Below are 23,183 nucleotides of genomic sequence, written 5' to 3' on the forward strand. Positions count from 1 at the left end.
TGTATGCTTTCACTAATCGCAATGCAATCTTGGTGTCAATATACAGTTACCGGAAAAATTACCAACTCTACAAACTCACAACCCATTGCTTTGGCAACTATCCAGGTAAATCTTAATAATGGTAAGTTTATTACCTATACTATTAGTAATACTCATGGAGAATACACGCTAGAATTAAAAAACACAGGAAATTATACAATAAAAATTACCCATATTGAATATGAGAGTGTAATTGATACTATTGAAATCAACAATACACCTAATATTTTGGATAAAAATTTTATTCTTACAGAAAAAACAGAAACATTAGGAGAAGTATTTTTAGAATATACCCCTAAGGTGATGAAAATACAACAGGATACTATAACTTACAATCTTAAAAAGTTAACCAACGGTACCGAAAAAAACCTAAGTAACATACTGGAAAAACTACCCGGTGTAGAAATAACACCTGGAGGACAAATTGTGGTCAATGGAAAAATGGTGCAAAAACTTTTAATTGATGGCGAAGAGTTGTTTAAAAAACAACATCGTACCACCTCAGAAAGCATCACTTCAAAAATGATAGAAGGTATACGCTATCTAGATAAATATAACGATTTTGGAAATCTAGAAGGGTTCGACAACAACCTAATACGGGCTCTGGATGTCACGATCAAAGACGAATACAAAAATAGAATAACAGGAGATGTACGGGTTGAAGGCGGTATCGCGAGCAAAGCATCTACACATTCAAATCTATATCGATTGGGAGGCAAACTCAAATTAGGTTTTATCGGCGACTGGAATAATTTAGGTAAGCAGTCTCTTACCTCATACGAATATTCACGACTTGTACAGACCCGGGAATCAGATGATTTACATATTAATAATTTGCCAACACAGCCACAAAACGAACAAATACCAAAGTTTTTTGATCCAACTCTAGATGTATCACAGAGAGAAAATACTTTTGGAGCTTTGAGTTTTGTTTACAAGCCATATAAAAAACTGAAAATCTCGTTTCTAAACGTAACTAGCAATACAAATCAATCCCAGCGATTTTTGTTAACTAGAAACTTCTTTGAAAATCCCAATGCGCAACAACAAGAATCCAGAGTAATAGAAAGTACTTTTTTTCTAAATACTACGCTGCTAGAATTAGGGTATCAACCCAATAAAAAAAGTTTTGTTAATTACATAATTTCATATAATCCTCAGAATTCTGATGATGAATATTTTGTTGATAACAGGTCTCGACAGAGATCAAACAGCTTTTTGCAGAATATTACAAATAAAGGACATACTATCAACCAAAAATTATCAATTACGCAAAAAATTAGACCAAAAACGATATTAACCTGGTCTGGTGTAGTAGAGACGCAAAATTCGAAAAACAATGTCGACATCCAATCGAATGAACCTTTTTTAAATCTTAATCTTGAAAATACTTTTGATGTTTTTCAATTTCAGAATCAAGAGTCAAGAGTTTATGGGTACGAGTTGCAAACTTCTACAAAATACGAAAACTCAAAACTAGAGTTTCATCAAGGAATATTTTTTTCAAAAGATACGTTCACCAATACTCTCGAAAACAATGATACTTTTGCCAATAACATAGAAACCGATCACACCGATAGTTATTTTGGCATGCAATACAAAGGCAATGTATCTAGTAAGTTTTATTATAGCGCCAAAACACAATATAGATATGTATCATTCAATAGATTTGACCAAACTTTTGATCGATACTTTTTTTTGCCGTCTTTCACTATTGATTATCGTTTGAATGTATCACAAAATCTAGGTTTCGAGTATGCATATGATTATCAAATACCCGGCAGCAAAGCCCTTAACAGGAATACTATAGTCAAGGATTATTTTAGACAGCAATTGTCCAGTACTATCGATAATGACGAAATACTACCTTCACATTCTATACGAGCCAATTATTTTTATATTCATTCAAAATCGGGATCAAATTTTCTGTTATTTGGTAATTATAATTTTGCGCCGCGGTTTTTAACCATGAATACGTTTCTGGAAAATAGCGTTATCAATTTTCAAAATATAATAGGCAAAAATCGAAACCGAGTTACCTTAGGTTCAAGAATCAAATATGCAATAAATAAACTAAACCTTTCTATTTTTGCTAATCCTACTTGGTCATTTATAGAAGAAGAAAATCAAATTAATTCACAGCATAATATATCCAAAACCTCAAGACTTAGTTTGCTATCGGGAATTTATACTAATTTTAGAAAGGGGATTAATTTTACTACTGGATTGTCTTATGATGTACTTAACTACAATACTACCGTAAACAATATCGAAACCAAATCTTCGTCCCTTAAACCCTATTTTTACGTGAATGGTTCTTTATTTAGCCAAAAACTAACCTGGAAACTAGGAGGTGAATATGCAATTTATGAAACAGATATTGACCGCACCGAAATATTGGATATTAGGCCAGGACTTCAATTTTCAGCAAACGATCATTGGGAAATCACATTAGAAGGCAATAATATATTAAATATTAATAATGCAGAAATCACCGAAAACTTTAATGCAATAAATTATACAGAAAGCAGAATCAGTGACACGATAGAAGGTTTTTTGGTTTTAGGGGTTCGATATCTTGTTAAGTAATAAAAATCAATTCTCTATAAACTCCTTCAAAACCCTTATCACATAATCAACTTCTTCTTTCGTATTATATTTTGAAAAGGAAAATCGAACAGAGGGTTTCTTTAAATCTTCGTCACAAAGAATTTCGGTAAGCACATGCGATCCTTTACTGCTTCCACTTTGGCATGCACTTCCTTTAGAACATGCAATACCATTAATGTCTAAATGAAATAACAAAATACCGGCTTTATCCTCTGGGATAGGAAGACAAACATTGATCAAAGTATATGTACAATGAGTAGGATCACATCCATTCGCATTAAATGTTACGCCTTCAATTTGAGTCTGTAACTGCGCTACAAAATAGCGTTTTATAGCTGCAACGTATTGTTGTTCCTCGGCAAGATGCTCATATGCTAATCGTAACGCTTCATCCATACCCACTATGTTATGAACACTTTCTGTTCCTGCCCTATAGCCACGTTCTTGCTCGCCACCATAAATTAGCGGCTTAAGACCAGAATTTTTACGAATATAGGCAAAGCCCACTCCTTTTGGACCGTGAAACTTATGTGCACTAACGGCGGTAAAGTCTACGTGAAGCTCGGCAAGGTTTACCTCTAAATGACCAATCGATTGTACCATATCACTATGAAAAAGCGCATCGTAGTCTTTGCATAAACTCCCTACGCGACGAATATCTAAAATTGTTCCGATTTCATTGTTGACATGCATTAAACTTACCAAAACCTTTTCAGTTGAGGTACTTAGTAACGATTTCAAATGATCATAATCAATACCACCGTCTTGATGTATATTGACATAACTTACTTTTATTCCGTTATTAGCTTCGATCTCTTGCACCGTATGCAGTACCGCATGATGCTCTATTTTTGAAGTAATGATATGTTGTACTCCCAAATCTCGCACAGCACTGTGAAGTACCAGATTATCTGCTTCTGTCCCTCCTGAAGTAAATATGATTTCTGAAGCTTTTACTCCTAAATAGTTAGCAATATTTTTTCGGGTTTGTTCTATATGATTTTTTGCAGAACGACCATAGCCATGGATAGAAGATGGGTTTCCAAAATCTTCTTCAAGAACCGATATCATTCTGGTAATTACTTCAGGTCGAACACTGGTCGTAGCGGCATTATCAAAATATACCTTTTGCATAGCACACAAACATTTAATTCTACAAGTGATAAATTTTACACGCTATAAATTTGCATTTGAAATAGCGTAGATCTTAAGAAGTAGTAAACTACCTTGGGGCAAGCCCACGAGGCATTCGTTGGAAACAATTTTTCAATTTCGAGGCAATCCTCGGGGTAGTATACCTTTTGGGCAGTGCCAATAAACGAACCGGTTTAAACTTCATAATCTTTGCAATATTCGTAATTTTTATTCTCATTTTACGCTTCTTAACAAAATTATTGTAAGTGCTATGCGTTATAATCTTTCAATTCGGTTATTTTTGTCCATTAATAAAAACATATGATCTAGCAACTTTCTCTTAGATGTAGCGTCTTTAAGAAAAGGTAAAAAACTAATCGAATAGTAATCTTAAACAGTATTAAATACAATCTCGTGAAACACTTATGGCTGATTCTTTTTTTTGCAACCCTTGTTGGTTGTGATGACGGTGACATTATTATTACAAGTTTTGAATTCGAAGATGCCACTTTAGAAGTTTGTGATGGAGCATTGGAGAATGAATTTGTTTTCTTCAAAATTAATGCTGCCAATAACGAAGCCATATCCTTCAATTTTATAAACGATGTTTATAACGATACTATTGTAACCGAAACACCTATCGTTATAGATTTGAGCGAAAATGCCGGAACTTTGATCTATAGACAGCTTAATACTTCAATCACAAATGACTATTACTGTTCTAACATTCCGCCTAGCGATATCATAGTGACCGAAGAATTGAGAGCCGTTTCGGGAATTGCAGAAATAAATGTACGTATTGCAGTAGAAGATGATCAAGATGGTATTCTGGCAGAAGAGGAAGATTTAAACGGTAACGGCAATTTGGATGACGATGATACCGATGGCGATGGGATCCCCAACTATAAAGATCAGGATGATGATAATGACAATGTGCTTACCAGTGTAGAATTGGGTAGCGATTTTTTGGAAAACGGTAATCTTCTCGACACAGATGGAGACGGAATTCCAGACTATTTGGACGAAGATGATGATAACGACGGTACGCCAACAATTAATGAAGATCTGGACAACGATGGTAATCCTAGAAATGATAATACTGACGCTGCAGAAGATAATTTATTTAATTACCTGGATCCTGATACCTCTGAAAGTAATGAAAATGCAACAATTGATATTGATAATACAACGGTACTTTCAACCTATCGAACCACAGTTGATGTTACTAATATTACTTTTGATGGTAATAATGAAAACTTTGATGATAACAATTTCTCTTTTGGCTTTATAGATATTCAACAAACTAGAAATTTAATTATTTCAAATGAAGAATGATGAGGCGTGCTATACAAATCATGTAAATAGCAACTAAAGATTCTTAATAGCGAATTCTATTCAAAATGAATATGCAATACAAAAAACAAATGAACGATAAATTTGTATATATACTCTTACTTCTTTGGATGACCAGTTGTAGCGAGGGAGATATTATAGAAGACGATATTAATTTTGAAGCGACTTTAGAAGACTGCGCTATTGATACCAATTTTGTTATTTTTAAGGTAAGTACCGACGGAAATGAAACTATTTCTTTAAACTTTGCAAGTACTAACTTTGATCTGGACAATCCGCCAGAAGATAATGCGAACCAAACACTAGAACTTAATACTACTAATAATCTCATATATCGGCAATTTGATAATTCGATTGATGCCGAAGCTTACTTTTGTTCAAGTATACCACCTGGAAATATACGTGTTATTAGAGAATTGATTAGTACAAACGGAACTGCTACTATCTCCTATACTACAGAAAATAATGTTACCACCAGAAGCGTGGTTTTTTCTAATGTTACTTTTTTGGGTACAGATGTAGAAATACGACAAGAGCTTTTTGAACTGGGATCTTATACTTTACCTACACCATAAACTACTACGGCTTTGGATTTTGAATGATATACACCTCCATGGCGCCCATGCCGTACTTCTTATAATCAGCATCGCTTATACGCACATTATCATATCGCCTGAATAAATAAGCAAGTTCCTCTTTAAGCACCCCTTGCCCTACACCATGAATAAATACAATCTTCGGGATTCGTTTATCGATAGCAAATTCTAATCGTCTTTGTGCAGTGTCTACTTGCAATGTAACCATCTCATGATTTGTCATTCCTTTTGTAGATGCAACCAATTTGTGAATGTGCAAATCCACTTCCATGGGAGGAAGGTGTCGTTCTTTAGGTTTAACAGCCGCTCTTTTGGGCTTTTTTCGAAAAATTTCTTTTTCATGAACACTTTTTTGAACCTCTTCAAAAGAAGGCATGAGCATTTCGTCAGCTCCAATCTTAACAAGCTCTGTAGTCAAAAAAACAACCTCAAAACCATCATCGGTTAGTATAGTAACTTCATTGGCATGTACCGCGATAACCTTACCTGAAATAGGTTCATCTACGACTGATACAAGATCTCCTTTTTTAATCATTGCTATCATGTTTAGGATTTCTTGAAGCTTCTTTTTCTGAAGTAGAAGTTAACTTCGAATTCACGAGATACAAACCCAACATTAGTGCTACTATTCCTAAACTTTGTAAGTAATAGTTTTTGGTTGTTGAAGCTATTTCAAAAATAAGAGCAATACTACCTGAAACGACTAAAAGTAGACTTGCAACCTTCTTAAGTATATTAAAATCCATAATAGTACAAAAATATCAAACGAATTGAATTAAACTCTACTTATCCCTGTTTATGTAGTAAAATTTCTTTATGAGATCTGAAAACACACCACAAAGCATTGCTTTTGACGAGACGTAACCTTGGAAGTGTTTTCTAATACCAAATCTGCTGTAATAGATTTTCTTGTCATATAAATTTGATAGTTAACTTATAGATTTTCAAAAACTAAGATTTATTTATGGCGTTTCTAGAGAGATTAAAAGGTTATTTCTAAGTACATTACTTAGGTCTCAACTCCGCTTGACTAGGCAGACAAAGTCAAGGAATACTATTCAACAAAATACTGATCGAACTCAGGTTAATACATGAAACATGCTAAATTTTTCTAATGCCAGATTTTTCGACTCTTAACAAAAAAAATAACTTTATTATGTATATTGCAAATACTAATCAATAAAAGTTTCTTTTGGAAAAGTACATGCTTCCTTGTGTAAACAAGAAAATTTTTGGCGTAGATTGTCTAGGTTGTGGCATGCAAAGGTCAATTTCACTTTTGTTTCAAGGAGAATTTCAACAAGCTTTTTTTATGTATCCTGCAATATACCCTATTATAGTATTGCTCTTATTTTTGGGGTGTAACACTTTTATAAAATTCAAGCATGAGTTTATAATCAAAACTAGCCTTATCGTTGTATGTGTGCTTACAATTATCATTGGCTATATGATTAAAATGAAATTTATTTTTAACTAATCAATTAAAATTAATTATGGAAAAACAAACATTACCCAATTCAACCCTAATTCTAGTTTTTGGTATACTATCTATATTAGGATGTTGTTGCTATGGTATTTTAGGGATCATTTTTGCTATTGTAGCTATTGTTCTTGCTAAAAAAGCAACTGCTTTATATACAGAAAATCCCGAATTATATGAGGGACATAATAACGTAAAAACAGGTAGAATATTAGCCATTATAGGTTTAGTATTAAGTATTGTTTATTTGATCTATGTGATTTTTATATTTGCAACCGTAGGATTTGAAGGATATCAAGAAATGATCGAAGAATTTAGAAGATCTGCAGGCGCATAAAACTATAGTAATAGAAAAAAACCTGCTTTGAAGCAGGTTTTTTTCTAACTAAAACTAAGCGCTAACCGACTTTTGGGAAGCCGTAACAGCTAAATTATATACTACTAAACCGAAACCGATTTTATTAACGGCGTCTCCAATATTATACACCACATCCATAGCAAGACCATCAAAAATTCCATCATACCAGCCTGGAGTTCCTGCCATATATCCTATCGGGTATATAGCCCATCCTACTAATACGAACCAACATAATGTTTTATGAGCGGTAAGAACGGCTCCACCTGCTTCTTCTGCCAGTTTTTTCGCTTTTCCGAGCCAGATGTCATAAACAATGATAAAGTAAGCGATTCCAGAGATAAGACCCCATAACCAGGCTTGATCTCTATATACTGCTTCGCCAAAATAACCTGTCACTAACATGATGACAGATAAAACAATTAAACGCCACATCAACGATTTTTTCGCACCGGCAACTTTCAAAATAAGGAAAAATTCAACACACATTAACGGGACAGTAAGTATCCAATCGACATATCTAAAAAACGTGGGAGAACTACCATTTGCATACCAATAGTCACGCATGTACCAATAATGTACGGCAGCAATAAATGTAATTAATCCAGAAATAAGAATTGATGTTCTCCATTTTTTATCGAAACTATTCATTGAGAAGAAAAAAAATACAGAAGCGGCCATCATAGCCATACAACCTACAAAAAATGTGAAACCTACATAATCGTCTGTAGCAATTTCAGGGGTTGCAGCAATTGTCAGTAAAAAATTTTTCATAACATTTATAATTTTGTTTAATCAAATTTAATAAACAATAAACAAAAAATGTTTAACTTTATGATAAATTTATTAAACATTATGAAAAATAGCGTGTCATTTATTAACAATTTGAAAAGCTTTATCGTATTGGCAACTTTCTTTTCTTTATGGTTTGCGGTATATTTTGAAAATGAAATAGAAAACTTTATTGCTTACTTTTTAATTTTGTCCTTGGGCATATTACACGGTGCTAACGATATAAAGTTAATTGGGAAAGCTTCAAAATCAACTGAGAGTAAGAAAGTTTTTAACTCTCGAATATCACTTAATTTTCTAAGAACCTTGATCGCTTATCTAGTTGTAATTTCTCTTAGCGTAGCACTCTTTTACTTTTTGCCTGCCATAGCACTTATTTTATTTATACTCTTTAGTGCTTATCATTTTGGAGAACAACATTGGGCTTCAAAAATTAAAGGACATCATAAAGTTAATTCTTTAACTTATGTATGGTATGGTTTATTAATCTTGTTTATTTTATTTTACAGTAATGCTAACGAAGTAGCTGCCGTTATCAAAAATATAACAGGAATATATGTGGATGAATATTCCTTTTTTATATTTTTAGTCGTTTTTTTAATTCTGTTCTGTATATCAATTATAAAAGCATACATTGCCAAAAAGTTAAAAACGAATATTTTTGAAGAGTTTTTCTATATATTTCTCTTTTTTATAGTTTTTAATACCGCATCGTTGTTATGGGCTTTTGCTATCTACTTCATCTTTTGGCATAGTATCCCATCTCTCACAGACCAGGTATATTATCTTTATGGAAATTACAAAAAAGAAAATTTTATTAAGTATTTTAAATCTTCTTTTATCTATTGGATACTATCTCTAATTGGGTTATCATTACTTTATTTTCTTTTTCATCAGCAAGATCGTTTATTTTTGTCAATATTCTTCACATTGATTGCTTCTATAACATTTCCCCACGTATGGGTGATGTCGAGATTTAATACAAAATGATCGTGTAAAAAAGCGTACAGAGATCTATAGATACATACCGATAATGCTCAATTGTTATAGTTAATCTTCAGTAATTCAACAGCTATTCTAGCGCAGTCAAGAACTTTTCGTCTTTTGTAAAATAGATTTCGACTGCGCTCAGATAGAAAGTAGCACCAAAATGGCATCTTAGCATAGGTAATTAGCTACTAACTTCTAAAAGATTATTCAAATTGTTTCAATGTTGTTGTTATAATCGCTACACAGTCTAACAATTGCTCTTCATTCATTACCAAAGGGGGTGCAAACCGGATGATATTACCATGTGTTGGTTTGGCTAGAAGACCATTTTCCTTTAATTTCATGCATATATTCCAGGCAGTTTCGCTATCTTCAGTATCATTAATTACAATTGCATTTAAAAGTCCTTTACCTCGTACCAAGGTGACAATAGTAGAATTCTCTATATAGCTGTTCAATTCAGATCTAAACAGTTCTCCAAGTTCATGCGCATTTTCGGCAAGATTTTCATCTCTAACGACTTCTAATGCTGCCATAGCAACCTTACAACCTAGAGGGTTTCCGCCAAAAGTAGAACCATGCTCCCCTGGTTTTATGGTAAGCATTATTTCATCTCTCGCTAAAACCGCTGAAACCGGGAATACGCCACCAGAAAGTGCTTTACCCAAAATCAGGATGTCTGGCTTAAATCCACTATGATCACAGCAAACGAGTTTTCCTGTTCTTGCTATACCGGTTTGCACCTCATCTGCTATAAATAAAACATTGGCTTCTTTACATAATTGATACGCATCATATAAGTAATTTTCGTCTGGAACATTCACACCTGCCTCACCTTGTATGGGCTCAACCATAAAGCCCGCCACATTAGGATCTTTAAGAGCAGTAGCAAGAGCGTTCAAGTCATTATACGGTATAATTTCATATCCTGGCATAAAAGGGCCAAAACCTTTAGTACTTGAAGGATCTGTAGATGAAGAAATTGCGCCTAACGTTCTACCCCAAAAATTACCTTCTACAAATAGTATTTTAGCTTTATTTTCTGGAACACCTTTAACTTCATAAGCCCATTTTCTGGTAAGTTTTACAGCGGTTTCACCTCCTTCTACACCTGTATTCATCGGCAAAACCCTATCATATCCAAAGTATGATGTTATAAACTTTTCGTAAGCACCTAATACATCATTATAAAATGCTCTTGAAGTTAATGTTAATTTTGAAGCCTGATCGGTTAATGCTTCCACTATTTTTGGATGACAATGTCCTTGGTTTACAGCAGAATATGCACTTAAAAAATCATAATACTTCTTTCCTTCGACATCCCATACATACACTCCTTCTCCCTTGCTTAGCACCACAGGTAACGGATGATAATTATGAGCGCCATATTTGTTTTCTAAATCGATTGCTTCTTGAGAAGTTAATTGGTCTAAAACAGCCATTTTTAAATACTTTAAATTGATAAAATAACCATTCCTGCTGTACCTTTATCTTTTCGATACGTCTCGAAAATTCAGCGTGGGAGAGAAATCATCCCTAAAAGAGACCTCAAAATTACTAAATCTTTGGTAATATATAATTGTATTTCACACGGGATCGCTAAAAATTACACTGTATTCATTAGAAAGTAAACTACCTCGATGCAAGCCCACAATGCGTTCGTTGAAAATAATCATCAGTCGATAAGCAATTGAAATCTTTTTTCTATCGAATGAAAGCTTATACATTCAATTATTCTATTTTTGCCCCATGGCAAGAAAAAATCGAAGACAAATTTTCAAGGATATAGAAATACTGGATGCTGGGGCTAAAGGTAAAAGTATTGCCAAAGCTCCCGATGGGAAAATTATTCTGGTGCATAATGCTGTGCCCGGCGATGTGACCGATATACAAACTACTAAAAAGCGTAAAGCTTATTATGAAGGCACTGCAATACAATTTCATCAGTTATCTGATAAACGAATTGATCCTATCTGTAAACACTTTGGTACTTGTGGAGGATGCAAATGGCAGTTTATGGCGTATGAACATCAATTAACGTATAAGCAAAACGAAGTTGTAAATAATTTAACCAGGCTGGGTAAAATCGAGTTGCCAGAAGTATCCCCTATTTTGAAATCAAAAAAGCAATTCTTTTATAGAAACAAAATGGAATTTTCATTTAGCGATAGCCGATGGCTTACAATAGATGAAATTCAAGGTGCAGATCCAATTGAAGACAGAAATGCTTTGGGGTTTCATATTCCCGGAATGTGGGATAAAATTCTAGATATCGATACCTGCTATCTACAAGAAGATCCAAGTAATACTATTAGAAACAAAATTAGAAATTTTGCTACTCAAAACGAACTACCTTTCTACAATGCCAGAAAACAAGAAGGATTTTTAAGAACATTAATGATTCGCATTGCTTCTACCGGTGAGATCATGGTACTAGTACAATTTTTTTATGAGCATCAAGAAAAAAGGGAGCTATTGCTTGAGTATATTGCTTCAGAATTTCCTGAAATTACATCACTGCAATATGTTGTAAATTCCAAAGGAAATGATACGATTTATGATCAAGACGTAGTATGCTATCGCGGAAAAGACCATATTGAGGAAGAGATGGAAGGGCTAAGATTTAAAATTAACGCTAAATCTTTTTATCAAACCAATTCTAACCAGGCGTACGAACTTTACAAAGTGACCCGAAATTTTGCAGGACTTACCGGCAATGAACTGGTTTATGATTTATATACAGGAACTGGAACCATAGCACAATTTGTCGCTAAAAAAGCTAAAAAGGTTATCGGGGTTGAAGCGGTTCCCGAAGCTATAGAAGATGCCAGAGAAAATGCAAAAAATAATCATATCCATAACGTTTCTTTTTTTGCAGGTGATATGAAAAAAGTATTTAGTAAACATTTTATTCAAGAGCATGGTCAACCTGATGTAATTATTACTGATCCTCCACGGGATGGTATGCATAAAGATGTTATCACTCAATTACTTCATATTTCTGCTCCAAAAATTGTATATGTAAGTTGTAACAGTGCAACACAGGCACGTGATTTGGCGTTATTAGATGATATGTATAAAGTCACAAAAATTCAACCCGTGGATATGTTCCCGCAAACATATCATGTTGAAAACGTGGTATTACTCGAAAAAAGATAACCTATGAAATAAGCTATAACAATAATGATGATACCCACCGATATGATTAAGTGGCGATTCCATCTGACCATTAAAAACAATAAAATAAACATATGAAACGAGCATTAATAAATTTTAAAAATTACTTCACAAAAGGGAATGTTTAAAGTTTTTAATGTGAGAGCGTAGCGCTTACATACGTTCTCAATTTTTTAATTATTTCGTTTCCAAACAATTAAAAAGATTTAAACGTATGAAACTATACACCACCTTTCTCACCCTTTTGTGCTTCGCAATACTGCTACTTGGCATTTGTAGTTGCGAACGCGATGATATTTGTGCAGAAGGAACCCCAACGACTCCATTATTAATCGTCAAATTTTTTGATTTTGATACGAAAACAGAAATAAAAGCACCATCAGAGTTGCAAGTAAGAGCTGTAGGAATCGATAGTTTTATAGATATTGGAACCGTTCGAGATTCTATTTTTATTCCTCTTCGAACCAATAGTAGTAGTACGGCATTCGAGTTTACCATCAATTCTGATACAACAAATAACGCGGCTAGTGACTTGCCACCCAATACTGATCGTATCAGTTTTCAATATACACCTGTAGAAGAATATGTAAGTAGTGCCTGCGGATTTAGAGTGGTGTATGATGGTTTAACATTCTCAGATGAAGATCCTGGTACAGCGGGTGATTGGATTCGTGAAATTTCAATACGAAGAAGAGATATTTTAGATGAAACAGATGCGCATATACTTATTTTTCATTAGTATTTTACTTACGGGTATCATGAGTGGGCAGGAAGAAGAGCGAGAAAAAATACTTCCGCAAGACACATTACCACCCGGAGAGAAATACGGACTTAGAGCCGGTGTAGATCTTGGGAGAATCATTCGTTCTTCGGTAGATGATAAATATTCCGGATTTGAGGTCGTCGCAGATTACAGGGTATATCGAAAATTTTATGCCGCTGTCGAAATAGGTAACGAATCTTTAACTAGAGACGAAGAAAATATTAACGTCGAAGGATCGGGAAATTATTTCAGAGCGGGTTTCGATTTTAACACCTATAGCAATTGGTACGGAATGCAAAACAGTATTTTCGTAGGGCTTCGGTATGGCTTTTCTACATTCGATCAAACATTAAATGACTACACTATCTTTACAGGAACTAATTATTTTGGAGAGAACACTACTACCGAACCTGTTACTGTTGAAGGTTTAAATGCAAGCTGGATTGAATTTATTTTAGGCATAAAAGCCGAACTATTCAAAAATATATATCTTGGAGCCAGCGTTTCTTTACGTAGTAAAGTTAATGAAAAAATTCCCGATGGTTTCGACAATTTATTCATACCGGGATTTGGAAGAACCAACGATTTTAGTTCTATAGGTGTTGGTTATGGATACTCAATAAGTTATTTAATTCCCTTTTATAAGAAGAGAAAATAATAGGCTAAATCAACATAAAATTATACAAATATTTTATGTTGATTTAGCTTTACCACCTCAAATTTTAACAATATGAGGCTGTGCACATTGTCTTAGAATACTTCTTCTAATAATAGCTCTAGTTCTTTCCATGATTTTTGATCTGCTTCTTTATTATAAGCTAACGGAAGATCAAACTTTTTCCCTATCGAATCTGCAACTTTGCTTGTAAACGAATGAGTAGTATTCTCATAAGCAATGTATTTGTAGTGTGCATTCACACTATCCATCGCTTTTTTATAGGTAGCTACAGTGGCTTCAGGAACAAATGGATCTTCGGCACCATTACAAATCAATATACGGGCCTTAATATCAGAAGTTGGCATTATTGGTAACTGTACTCCACTATGAAATGCTGCAACCGCATCCAAATCCATACCAGAATTAGCCATCGTAAGTGCTACGCTACCCCCAAAACAATAGCCAATGGCGGCAATTTTATCTGCATCGACAAATTTTTGAGATTTAAGTAATTCTAAAGCCGCAGTAAAGCGTTCTTTGGCAGATTCAATATTCCCCATTACATTCATCGCAAATTTACCTGCATCATCAGGATGCTTCGCTAATTTACCATCACCATACATATCGATAGCCAAGGCTACATAACCCATTTCTGCAAGCATATCTGCTCTCTTTCGTACATAGTCGTTGTGTCCCCACCACTCGTGAACCACAATTATTCCCGGGCTCTTTTCTTTTGCATTTTCATTGTAGGCCAAATATCCTTTCATCGATAATGAATCCGTAGTATAACGAACCTCTTCAGTTGCGATCGAAACAGGTAATTCAGCATTATCTTCTAGTTTACTTTTGCTACTTTCTTCGGCTTCTGAAGAAGTTTTGTTTTTGCATCCTATCAACACCGAAACGAAAGTAAGAATTACAATATATTTCAAAATAGATGTCATAAAAATTAATTTTGGTGATTAATGTGTTCGCATTGTATCTAAAATTAAGCATTTCAAATACAACCATCAAAAGTGCATTACTCTTCTACATATGGTGCTCCTGCTTTTTGCAAATCCTTCGATAATTGATCTGTTTCATTTTTGAGCGCCGTATATGTTTTATTTATCTCTGCTAATTTTGTCGTTATAATTTGCATAGTTTCGAGGTGCGTATTTGTTGGGCCATAAGTTGACCATTGAATACCCCTGTATATTGCGAACATACGATCACCAATGGTGGGTTTGGTCTTCTCACCTACTTGTTGTTTTGAAGGATTACCATAATATTCTTTAGTAAGCTCTGTAATTTTTTTCTCTAAACGATTAAGACGACTATCTAGGTCTCCCGGGGCTTCATTTGCTCTTAATACTGCCTTTTTCATAGTTCTAATTCGCTTATCTAGTGTATTTAACTGAATATTTAAAGTAGAAACCTTGCTGGTTATATCTTCGAAACTTCTCCAAAAAACTGCGGCTTCTTCTGGAGTTGCTCCTTGTAAAGCTCCCTCTTTCATACGCTTAACTGTGAAGGAAACCGGACTTGATAGCGGTGTTACCTTTCCGTCAACAATTTTAGATAATGTTGCAGTATATTTTCCTGGAATTGCCAATAAGCCCGCAGGTGAACCAAAAGGATTCTCCTGTGTTTTTAGGGTGAGTGCATCTGGAGCCGGATAACGTAAATCCCAAGCAATACGATGAAAACCACTTTTAATAGGTCCTTCGATTCTTCTTACGATTTTTCCATTTGTATCAGCAATAGAAAGGATGATCTTTGGATTAGAGGCTACGCGTTCTGTCTCTACAGCATCCCATCCCGGAAACGTAATATCTTGTCCCTTATTCTTTTTCTCGCTTTCTTGTCGTATTTCTTTCTTACTCTTTAATCCATCCTTCAGATAATAAGTAAAAACAGCTCCAAATTCTGGATTATCTGCTACATAATGTGACGCGCCCTGACTCCCTTTTTTGTCTCCGAAACTTAAACTTGGTCTTGGGAGATACCACCACGCATCACGGGTGGGAAATAAAACTGCTTCTTCTTCTAATTTCGCTTCAGAAATACTACGCAAAGCGGCATAGTCGTCAAATACAAAAAACCCTCTTCCAAAAGAAGCTCCTATCAAATCATTTTCTCTTCGCTGAATTGCCAAATCACGAAATGAAATTGTGGGTATACCTCCTGTTAACTTTACCCATTTTTTTCCTCCGTCTACGGTAAAATACAGTCCAAATTCTGTAGCAGTAAATAAAAGATTAGGTTGTTCATGATCCTGAACCATGCGCCAAACTAATGTGTTCTTTGGTATATTTCCGGTAATAGATTTCCAGGTACGACCTTTATCAGTGCTTTTGAGTAAATAAGGGTTAAAATCACCATATTTATGATTATCAAGAGCCACATACACTGTATTTGCATCGAAAAGATCTGCTTTAATATCATTTACAAATGCCGTTGCAGGAACTCCTGGTAAACTTGCAACTTCAATTTTACGCCAATTTGTACCACCATCTTCAGTCATTTGAATACGTCCGTCATCTGTACCAATATATAAAATGCCATCTTGTTTTGGTGATTCGGCTATCGAAGTAATCGTATTATAATTTGACATGGCCAAAAAATCCCACGGTGCATCCCAGGATTGTTTGTTATCCATAATTTCTAATTCGATACGTTCCTGATTTTTGGTCAAATCTCCTGAAATAGCAGTCCATTTATCTCCTCGATTATCAGATCTCCACAAACGCTGAGAAGCAAAATAAATTCTTTTTGGATCATGTGCACTTACTACTATGGGAGCATCCCAATTAAAACGTTCGAAATTCTCATTGGCCTTAGGTTGTGGTTGAATATCAGTTACTTCACCAGTGGTTAAATCTACCCTAGAGAGATTACCCTCTTGTCGTTCTGCATATACAATATTGGGGTTTCCCGGTTCTGTAGCGGGTTGATGTCCGTCCCAATTTAAAATAATTTCCCAGTCAGAATTTTGTATACCATGCACATTATCGGTGCGAGAAGGCCCTCTTTGGGTACTATTATCCTGAGTCCCTCCGTAGATATTATAAAAAGGTGCTGCATCGTCTACTGCTAATTTATAAAACTGAGTTACCGGAAGATTATCTATAAACCTCCAATTTTTGGTAAGATCAAAAGTCTCATACAACCCCCCATCGGTTCCCACGAGCAAATAATTTGGATCACTTTTCTTGAATGCTATAGCGTGATTATCGCTATGCTTATGTTCACTATGCATCCTTTTAAAAGTTTTACCTCCATCTTCTGAAATCTGCATACGAACATCTACCAGGTATAATCTTTCAAAATGATGTGGAGAAGCATACAGTTCCTGATAATAATGAGGTCCGGTAGCTCCTGCTACAGCATCAGATTGTTTTTTCCAGGTCGTACCTCTATCTTCAGAACGATAAACACCTCCTGTTCTTCGATCGAGTTCTATAGCTGCGTATAAAATATCCGGTTTTTGTGGAGAAATAGCCAATCCTATCTTACCCATCCAAGATTTTGGGAGACCGTTTTTAAGCTGTTCCCAGGTTTCTCCTCCATCTGTGCTTCGGTGTAGTCCCGATCCTGGCCCTCCTCCCATATAAGCCGCTACCGTTCTATGACGTTGCCAGGTTGCCGCATAGAGTCTATCCGGATTTCTGGGATCTATCACTATATCTGTAACACCAACCCATTGATCATCGCCAAGTGTCTTGTTCCAGGTAGTACCACCGTCTACAGACTTGTAAAGACCACGTTCTCCTCCTTTTTTCCATAAGGGTCCTTGTACTGCTACCCAAATAATGTTACTATTTTCAGGATGTACGATGATCTTCGAAATATGTTCAGATCTCTTTAATCCCATATTTTTCCATGTTGCACCAGCATCATCACTACGATAAATACCATCTCCATATCCCACGTGTCTTCCTCCTACATTTTCACCGGTTCCTACCCAGATAGTACTAGTATGACTAGGATCTATCGTGACGCATCCTATAGAATATGAAGTTTGGTCATCAAAAACGGGAGTCCAGGTGGTTCCAGCATTTACAGTTTTCCAAACCCCACCAGAACCCACAGCTACGTACCAGATATTTTCATTTTTTGGATGTATGGCAACATCAGCAATTCGACCCGACATAAACGCCGGACCAATATTCCTAAGTTTTAATCCAGAAAACACCGAATCAGATAGTTTTGAATGAAAGACTTGTTTTGTCTTAGATCTTTGTCCGGTAACAGTATAGGTAAAAATCAATAAAAATGTGACGAACAAAGCTTGTGTAAATTTTGTTTTCATATAAATCCAGATGATTGATTAATCATGAACTCATTTAAAACTTTAGAAGTCAGAAGTAGTTACCTGTGACATTAATGCACCTAAATTTTACTGTCTGTCTGGTTGAGCGGTGTCGAAACCTACATCACTAAAACGAACAGTTAGTTTTTTAATTCAAATTATTGATTGTCAATATACTATACTTATCACTAATACGTAAGTATCTACTAACCTCTAAAGTTTAAACAAGTTCACTATATTTTTTTACTGAAAATATAGCAATTTGGATGATTTTTTTCTTAAGAAAAGCATAAACTATAGTCTTATTTTTTGCACCTTTTAGTGATATCCCAATCTATGATCAATTAGAAACAGTAATATTTATAAGGAAAATAAAAGAGTCGAAGCCTTATTTATTATTAATACTAAGGCTGAATGAAAAAAGTTAAGATTTTGATTGTAGCGATAGATGAAGTGAAACTATTTGTCCTTAGTTTGAAACTTTGCCTTTTTACTTCCTGAATACATTTCGTATTTGACAAACCTGCCTTCAAGCTTGCCATTAAATACTTTGATTTTTCGCGATGGCCGAAGTCCAACGTACTTTAGTGCTTCAAGATTGCCGGTAATAAACCAGGCATGAGTGCCTGGGTAATTTTGTTTCAAAGTGTCGCCTACCTGCGCATAAAACTTTTCAATATCAATCTCTAATCGTTCATCATAGGGAGGGTTAAATACCATATGAAGAGGTCCTTCAACTTCTTTAACCGATCTAAAAAAATCACCTTCTTTTATTTTTATAAAGTCAGTAAGATTAGCATTTTCAATATTTTTTTGAGCTTTTCGAATGGCAGAAGGAGCTTTGTCCATCCCAAGTATAGAATGATGAAAATCCCTCGTTTTATGTAAACAGGCTTCTTCTATCTTTTCAAACAGTTCTAAATCCCAATCTAACCATTTTTCGAAAGCAAATTCTTTCCTGTTTAAATTTGCCGGGATATTGCAGGCGATCATAGCAGCCTCGATAGTCATAGTTCCACTACCGCACATCGGATCCAAAAAGTCGCATTGACCATCCCAACCGGAAAGAAGCAATAGTCCAGCAGCTAAAACTTCGTTGATAGGAGCAATATTAGTAGCGGTACGATATCCTCTATGGTGTAAAGACCCACCAGAACTATCTAATGATACTGTACACATATCTCGTTGAATATGAATATCTATAGATAAATCTGGATGGTCTAAATCAACGTTAGGCCGTCTCCCCTTTTCTTTCCTAAACTTGTCTACAATTGCATCTTTTGCTTTTAAAGCTATGAATTTTGAATGTGTAAACTGGGTAGAATTTACTGTAGCATAAATAGCAAAAGTATCGTCGACATCTAAATAAGACTCCCACCGAATACTTTGAATAAACTCATACACATCCTGCACATTGCGAACCTTTCTAGATGTAATGGGTTTCAAAATTTTTATTGCAGTTCTAAGACAAAGATTAGCCTTATACATAAATCCTGTATCGCCATAAAAACTTACCATCCTATTGCCAATTACAACTTTTTGAGCTCCCAATTGCCTTAGCTCATTGGCTAGAATTTCCTCAAAACCAAAAAGTGTCTTAGCCACCATTTTAAAAGAATTACCCACTATCTTCACATTCAATATCATTAAACCGCAAAAATACATTAATTTTGCGCCCTATGCTAAAAGATTCATCAATGTGGTACGCATCTTGGTTTGACACACCTTACTATCATATATTATACAAAGATAGAAACCATGTGGAAGCAGGTAAATTCATGGATAACCTTACAAACCATTTACATCTTGAAAAAGGGAATACAATATTAGACCTAGCTTGTGGGAGAGGTCGCCATAGCATTTACCTTAATCAATTGGGTTATGATGTTACAGGGGTTGACCTGTCGGAAAAAAGTATTAAGTATGCTTCTCAGTTTGAAAACAAAACATTGAAGTTTAGAGTACACAACATGTGCACCCCTTATCCCGAAAAATTTTCAGCGGTTTTTAATTTATTTACAAGTTTTGGATATTTTGATAAAGACGAAGACAATCTAGAGACTATAAAAGCTATTAAGGCTAATCTTAAGGCACAGGGCTTTGGCGTTATCGACTTTATGAATGTAAACTATGTAACTGGTCATCTTGTTCCTACAGAAACCAAAAGTATAGAGGGAATAGATTTTCAGATTCATCGATATGTAGAAGATGGCTACATTTTTAAAGAAATCAGATTTACTGATCAAAATGAGGACTATTTCTTTATAGAACGTGTAAAAGCTATTAGTTTAAGTGATTTTAAAGATCTTTTTAAAAAGGCTAATGTACAATTAATAACTATTTTTGGTGATTATCAATTACAAAAATTCGACGCACAAAAGTCGCAACGTTTGATACTAATTTTTAAATAGTGCAAAACTACATTCTTTCTATATCTGCGGTATTTTTGGGCTCGTTAATCGTGTTTCTTTTCAAGCCTTCAAACCAAAAAAACCTTACACTACTACTAGCGTTTAGCGGAGCTTTTCTTTTGGCTATCACAATTTTTAATTTGCTTCCTGAAGTTTTTGAGGATACCCATGCTCCTAAACGAATAGGTGTATGGATAATGGTAGGTATTTTACTTCAAAAAGTATTAGAGTATTTTTCTAAGGGTGCCGAACATGGTCATATTCATTTAGATAAAAACACGAGTAGAATTCCGAAACTTCTTTTTATAAGTTTAGGTATTCATGCTATCTTAGAAGGGTTCCCCATACATCATGCCGATGGTATTATGCTAGGTATTATCGTACACAAAATACCGATAGCCATGATACTTACTACCTTTTTACTAAATACTAAGATTTCGAGAAAATTGATACTCCTTCTTTTGATGGTTTTTGCTTTGATGACACCTTTAGGAACATTTCTTTCTGAACATTTTACGGTGATGCAGAACTATTATAAAGAAATTACCGCGTTGGTTATAGGCATATTTTTGCATGTCTCTACCACTATTCTATTTGAAAGTGATGCCGGACATAAGTTTAATATAACTAAACTTATGGTTGTTCTGCTGGCAACTATCATGGCATATCTGATTTAAACATGTTCAGCAAAGCAGAATCAAAACGAATACGACAAGAATTTTGGACATCTTTTGGAAAAGAATATCCTCGCAAATGGGTATTATATCATACAAAAATTAAGCATGTAGCGCTTAAATTTACTTTTACAACTAAAAAAGCTCAAGTTTCAATAGATATTGAACCTTATGATGAAGTACTAAAAGATTATTACTTCGAAAAATTCGTGAGTTTAAAAAGTATTTTACTTTCAGAATATCTTCCTGCTATCATTTACGATCACAACTATGAACTTGAGAATGGAAAAATTATTTCAAGACTTTATGTAGAATTGTCTGGTGTGAGTATACATAATAGGGATACCTGGAAAAAGGTCAAAAATTTCTTGAATGAAAAGATGATGAAACTGGAAACTTTTTTTCTGGAATATCGAGACTATATCGACGATTAATCAAACCTGTTTTATGTATTAGAAAATATGTTATGGTTAAAACTGCTGTAAAACCAAACACTACGTTATATTTTTATGTGTCAACGTAGCCCTTCCACTTCGCTGGGGTAAATTGTTATTCTGAAACTTAGAAAACACTCTTCCAACGCTATATCTTGCCTAAAGCAATGCTTTGTCGTATATTTTTAAACCTCATGACGACCTTCTGAAATATGGTCCAGGTTAAATTACATAGTTTAAAATAAAAACATAATGAAAAATACTTCCTGCGAGAACAAACACGTGCCAGATAGCATGATGAAATTTTAGTCTTTTCATTACATAAAACAAGATTCCGAAGGTATAAGCTGCACCACCATATAACAACATTAAAGTTCCCTCCGATCCAACTTTATCCTTTAGGTTATGAAGATCAAGAACAATCAACCACCCCATTAGTACATATAAAAGTAATGATATAAACTCGTATTTTCCTGTAAAAAATAACTTGAGCAATGTACCAATACCTGCAATGGCCCAGACTGTAAAAAATAGCAACCATCCTTTTCCATGGATTAATGTGACTAAACTAACCGGAGTATATGTTCCTGCTATTAGAAAGTAGATACTTATATGGTCCCATATTCTAAATTTCCTTTTAAGCTTTACATTTGAGATATAATGATAAGCCGTTGAGGCAAAATAAAGCATCATTAAAGAAAAACTATACATATATATGGATAGCGTACTATATTGTGTAAGTTGAGAATTTTTAGACAACAAAATAAACAATCCTATAATCGAAAGAACGAGTCCTAGACCATGAGTAATCCAATTCCATCGTTCTTCTATTGGTGTTTGTGATTGCATCTGCTGTTTTGAAAAGACAAATCTATAAAATTAGCATCAAGAAATTGATATATGATACCAGTTCTACTTTAAAATTGATCAAATAAAAAGCAGTTATTTTTTGTTTATACAAAAAAGAAAACTCAATCGTAGCCATTCCTAAAAATCAATGGAATAACAATCAAACTCTGGTTGATAATTTTTTTAGCATATCCGTAATGAAGATTAAATCCATAACCGTCAACCTGGATACTGAAACGAGTTCAGCACAGGCTTGTTTCAGGTTCTCATTATAAATTGTGGTTTATAAGCATGATGAGATTCCGAAATAAATTCGGAATGACGCTAAAAAATGTCCTTATTACATAAAACGGATATCAAATGATTTTTTTACTTGATGAACTGATTGAAAGTATTTTTCTGTAGCAAAGCTTTGGGGTGTAATTATCTTTTGATAATACTCCATAAAAAAACCCTTCATAGTTGTATGAAGGGTTTTCAAGGAAGGCGGTGACCTACTCTCCCACGGATTGCAGTACCATTGGCGCTAACGGGCTTAACTACTCTGTTCGGAATGGTAAGAGGTGAGCCC

General features: G+C 34.6%; 21 protein-coding genes and 1 rRNA gene. 12 read left to right on the forward strand and 10 right to left on the reverse strand.

What is annotated here, in order from left to right; genetic code table 11:
• Nucleotides 1-3 precede the first annotated feature (3 nt).
• Nucleotides 4-2,628 carry a carboxypeptidase-like regulatory domain-containing protein gene (locus J8281_RS11435; protein WP_210197754.1) on the forward strand — a complete coding sequence of 875 codons (2,625 nt, stop codon included), beginning with the start codon at nt 4-6 and terminating at the stop codon, nt 2,626-2,628.
• Between the two features lie 6 nt (nt 2,629-2,634).
• Here the strand turns inward: J8281_RS11435 and J8281_RS11440 are convergent, their stop codons facing one another.
• On the reverse strand, nt 2,635-3,783 hold the full coding sequence (locus J8281_RS11440; protein WP_210197755.1) for a cysteine desulfurase family protein: 1,149 nt from the start codon (nt 3,781-3,783) through the stop codon (nt 2,635-2,637).
• A 414-nt stretch (nt 3,784-4,197) separates the two neighbouring features.
• Here J8281_RS11440 and J8281_RS11445 point away from each other — a divergent pair, with 414 nt between their 5' ends.
• Nucleotides 4,198-5,118, forward strand: coding sequence for a hypothetical protein (locus tag J8281_RS11445; protein WP_210197756.1), 921 nt, complete (start codon nt 4,198-4,200; stop codon nt 5,116-5,118).
• 89 nt (nt 5,119-5,207) lie between these two features.
• Complete coding sequence (locus tag J8281_RS11450; RefSeq protein ID WP_210197757.1) at nt 5,208-5,711, forward strand: hypothetical protein; 504 nt, start codon at nt 5,208-5,210, stop codon at nt 5,709-5,711.
• A gap of 4 nt (nt 5,712-5,715) precedes the next feature.
• Here J8281_RS11450 and J8281_RS11455 read toward each other — a convergent pair whose 3' ends face one another.
• Both J8281_RS11455 and J8281_RS11460 read right to left on the reverse strand, forming a co-directional pair.
• Nucleotides 5,716-6,267, reverse strand: a complete 552-nt coding sequence (locus J8281_RS11455) for a Smr/MutS family protein (RefSeq protein ID WP_210197758.1) — start codon at nt 6,265-6,267, stop codon at nt 5,716-5,718.
• Nucleotides 6,260-6,478 carry a hypothetical protein gene (locus J8281_RS11460; RefSeq protein ID WP_210197759.1) on the reverse strand — a complete coding sequence of 73 codons (219 nt, stop codon included), beginning with the start codon at nt 6,476-6,478 and terminating at the stop codon, nt 6,260-6,262. The genes J8281_RS11455 and J8281_RS11460 overlap by 8 nt, the downstream gene beginning before the upstream one ends.
• Nucleotides 6,479-6,990: 512 nt before the next feature.
• Here J8281_RS11460 and J8281_RS11465 point away from each other — a divergent pair.
• Both J8281_RS11465 and J8281_RS11470 read left to right on the forward strand, forming a co-directional pair.
• On the forward strand, nt 6,991-7,209 hold the full coding sequence (locus tag J8281_RS11465; protein ID WP_371812608.1) for a DUF2752 domain-containing protein: 219 nt from the start codon (nt 6,991-6,993) through the stop codon (nt 7,207-7,209).
• 16 nt (nt 7,210-7,225) lie between these two features.
• Nucleotides 7,226-7,549 (forward strand): CCC motif membrane protein, encoded by a 324-nt coding sequence (locus J8281_RS11470; RefSeq protein ID WP_210197761.1) that lies wholly within the window; start codon nt 7,226-7,228, stop codon nt 7,547-7,549.
• A 54-nt stretch (nt 7,550-7,603) separates the two neighbouring features.
• Here J8281_RS11470 and J8281_RS11475 read toward each other — a convergent pair whose 3' ends face one another.
• The gene (locus J8281_RS11475) at nt 7,604-8,341 is read right to left on the reverse strand and encodes a bacteriorhodopsin-like (RefSeq protein WP_210197762.1); all 738 of its coding nucleotides are present in this window, start codon (nt 8,339-8,341) and stop codon (nt 7,604-7,606) included.
• An 81-nt stretch (nt 8,342-8,422) separates the two neighbouring features.
• Between J8281_RS11475 and J8281_RS11480 the strand changes: the two genes are divergently transcribed.
• Complete coding sequence (locus J8281_RS11480) at nt 8,423-9,349, forward strand: Brp/Blh family beta-carotene 15,15'-dioxygenase (protein WP_210197763.1); 927 nt, start codon at nt 8,423-8,425, stop codon at nt 9,347-9,349.
• Between the two features lie 203 nt (nt 9,350-9,552).
• On the opposite strand, the gene rocD is transcribed toward J8281_RS11480, so the two are convergent.
• The gene (gene rocD / locus J8281_RS11485; protein WP_210197764.1) at nt 9,553-10,791 is read right to left on the reverse strand and encodes an ornithine--oxo-acid transaminase; all 1,239 of its coding nucleotides are present in this window, start codon (nt 10,789-10,791) and stop codon (nt 9,553-9,555) included.
• A 307-nt stretch (nt 10,792-11,098) separates the two neighbouring features.
• On the opposite strand from rocD, the gene rlmD reads away from it, so the two are divergent.
• The 3 genes from rlmD to J8281_RS11500 all read left to right on the forward strand — a co-directional run bounded on the left by rlmD (nt 11,099) and on the right by J8281_RS11500 (nt 13,947).
• Entirely contained in the window at nt 11,099-12,508 is a 1,410-nt protein-coding gene (rlmD, locus tag J8281_RS11490; RefSeq protein WP_210197765.1) for a 23S rRNA (uracil(1939)-C(5))-methyltransferase RlmD, read from the forward strand.
• Between the two features lie 232 nt (nt 12,509-12,740).
• Entirely contained in the window at nt 12,741-13,265 is a 525-nt protein-coding gene (locus J8281_RS11495; protein WP_210197766.1) for a DUF6452 family protein, read from the forward strand.
• Entirely contained in the window at nt 13,240-13,947 is a 708-nt protein-coding gene (locus J8281_RS11500) for a DUF6048 family protein (RefSeq protein ID WP_246849089.1), read from the forward strand. Before J8281_RS11495 ends, J8281_RS11500 begins: the two co-directional genes overlap by 26 nt.
• Before the next feature lie 92 nt (nt 13,948-14,039).
• Here the strand turns inward: J8281_RS11500 and J8281_RS11505 are convergent, their stop codons facing one another.
• The 3 genes from J8281_RS11505 to J8281_RS11515 form a co-directional block, all read right to left on the reverse strand.
• A complete protein-coding gene (locus J8281_RS11505; protein ID WP_210197768.1) occupies nt 14,040-14,894 on the reverse strand; it encodes a dienelactone hydrolase family protein in 855 nt (284 codons plus the stop codon).
• 77 nt (nt 14,895-14,971) lie between these two features.
• Nucleotides 14,972-18,244 (reverse strand): glycosyl hydrolase, encoded by a 3,273-nt coding sequence (locus J8281_RS11510; protein WP_210197769.1) that lies wholly within the window; start codon nt 18,242-18,244, stop codon nt 14,972-14,974.
• 459 nt (nt 18,245-18,703) lie between these two features.
• On the reverse strand, nt 18,704-19,852 hold the full coding sequence (locus J8281_RS11515; protein ID WP_210197785.1) for a class I SAM-dependent RNA methyltransferase: 1,149 nt from the start codon (nt 19,850-19,852) through the stop codon (nt 18,704-18,706).
• Between the two features lie 89 nt (nt 19,853-19,941).
• Between J8281_RS11515 and J8281_RS11520 the strand changes: the two genes are divergently transcribed.
• The 3 genes from J8281_RS11520 to J8281_RS11530 are packed head-to-tail and all read left to right on the forward strand — an operon-like array spanning nt 19,942 to nt 21,763.
• Complete coding sequence (locus J8281_RS11520; RefSeq protein ID WP_371812604.1) at nt 19,942-20,655, forward strand: class I SAM-dependent methyltransferase; 714 nt, start codon at nt 19,942-19,944, stop codon at nt 20,653-20,655.
• Entirely contained in the window at nt 20,655-21,332 is a 678-nt protein-coding gene (locus J8281_RS11525; RefSeq protein ID WP_371812605.1) for a ZIP family metal transporter, read from the forward strand. The genes J8281_RS11520 and J8281_RS11525 overlap by 1 nt, the downstream gene beginning before the upstream one ends.
• A 2-nt stretch (nt 21,333-21,334) precedes the next feature.
• The gene (locus J8281_RS11530; RefSeq protein WP_210197771.1) at nt 21,335-21,763 is read left to right on the forward strand and encodes a DUF4268 domain-containing protein; all 429 of its coding nucleotides are present in this window, start codon (nt 21,335-21,337) and stop codon (nt 21,761-21,763) included.
• Nucleotides 21,764-21,985: 222 nt separating this feature from the next.
• Here J8281_RS11530 and J8281_RS11535 read toward each other — a convergent pair whose 3' ends face one another.
• Together J8281_RS11535 and rrf are read right to left on the reverse strand one after the other, a co-directional pair.
• Nucleotides 21,986-22,612, reverse strand: a complete 627-nt coding sequence (locus tag J8281_RS11535) for a hemolysin III family protein (protein WP_210197772.1) — start codon at nt 22,610-22,612, stop codon at nt 21,986-21,988.
• 481 nt (nt 22,613-23,093) lie between these two features.
• Nucleotides 23,094-23,183, reverse strand: a 5S ribosomal RNA gene (rrf, locus tag J8281_RS11540); the annotation flags it as partial.

It is taken from the genome of Aquimarina sp. U1-2 (assembly GCF_017897595.1).
GTDB lineage: Bacteria > Bacteroidota > Bacteroidia > Flavobacteriales > Flavobacteriaceae > Aquimarina.

What these genes read in the sequence shown, in the direction of transcription:
- J8281_RS11435 (WP_210197754.1), top strand. Translation starts at nt 4, where the DNA reads ATGCTTTCACTAATCGCAATGCAATCTTGGTGTCAATATACAGTTACC.
- J8281_RS11440 (WP_210197755.1), bottom strand. Translation starts at nt 3,783, where the DNA reads ATGCAAAAGGTATATTTTGATAATGCCGCTACGACCAGTGTTCGACCT.
- J8281_RS11450 (WP_210197757.1), top strand. Translation starts at nt 5,208, where the DNA reads ATGAACGATAAATTTGTATATATACTCTTACTTCTTTGGATGACCAGT.
- J8281_RS11455 (WP_210197758.1), bottom strand. Translation starts at nt 6,267, where the DNA reads ATGATTAAAAAAGGAGATCTTGTATCAGTCGTAGATGAACCTATTTCA.
- J8281_RS11460 (WP_210197759.1), bottom strand. Translation starts at nt 6,478, where the DNA reads ATGGATTTTAATATACTTAAGAAGGTTGCAAGTCTACTTTTAGTCGTT.
- J8281_RS11465 (WP_371812608.1), top strand. Translation starts at nt 6,991, where the DNA reads ATGCAAAGGTCAATTTCACTTTTGTTTCAAGGAGAATTTCAACAAGCT.
- J8281_RS11470 (WP_210197761.1), top strand. Translation starts at nt 7,226, where the DNA reads ATGGAAAAACAAACATTACCCAATTCAACCCTAATTCTAGTTTTTGGT.
- J8281_RS11475 (WP_210197762.1), bottom strand. Translation starts at nt 8,341, where the DNA reads ATGAAAAATTTTTTACTGACAATTGCTGCAACCCCTGAAATTGCTACA.
- J8281_RS11480 (WP_210197763.1), top strand. Translation starts at nt 8,423, where the DNA reads ATGAAAAATAGCGTGTCATTTATTAACAATTTGAAAAGCTTTATCGTA.
- rocD (WP_210197764.1), bottom strand. Translation starts at nt 10,791, where the DNA reads ATGGCTGTTTTAGACCAATTAACTTCTCAAGAAGCAATCGATTTAGAA.
- rlmD (WP_210197765.1), top strand. Translation starts at nt 11,099, where the DNA reads ATGGCAAGAAAAAATCGAAGACAAATTTTCAAGGATATAGAAATACTG.
- J8281_RS11495 (WP_210197766.1), top strand. Translation starts at nt 12,741, where the DNA reads ATGAAACTATACACCACCTTTCTCACCCTTTTGTGCTTCGCAATACTG.
- J8281_RS11500 (WP_246849089.1), top strand. Translation starts at nt 13,240, where the DNA reads ATGCGCATATACTTATTTTTCATTAGTATTTTACTTACGGGTATCATG.
- J8281_RS11505 (WP_210197768.1), bottom strand. Translation starts at nt 14,894, where the DNA reads ATGACATCTATTTTGAAATATATTGTAATTCTTACTTTCGTTTCGGTG.
- J8281_RS11510 (WP_210197769.1), bottom strand. Translation starts at nt 18,244, where the DNA reads ATGAAAACAAAATTTACACAAGCTTTGTTCGTCACATTTTTATTGATT.
- J8281_RS11515 (WP_210197785.1), bottom strand. Translation starts at nt 19,852, where the DNA reads ATGGTGGCTAAGACACTTTTTGGTTTTGAGGAAATTCTAGCCAATGAG.
- J8281_RS11520 (WP_371812604.1), top strand. Translation starts at nt 19,942, where the DNA reads ATGTGGTACGCATCTTGGTTTGACACACCTTACTATCATATATTATAC.
- J8281_RS11530 (WP_210197771.1), top strand. Translation starts at nt 21,335, where the DNA reads ATGTTCAGCAAAGCAGAATCAAAACGAATACGACAAGAATTTTGGACA.
- J8281_RS11535 (WP_210197772.1), bottom strand. Translation starts at nt 22,612, where the DNA reads ATGCAATCACAAACACCAATAGAAGAACGATGGAATTGGATTACTCAT.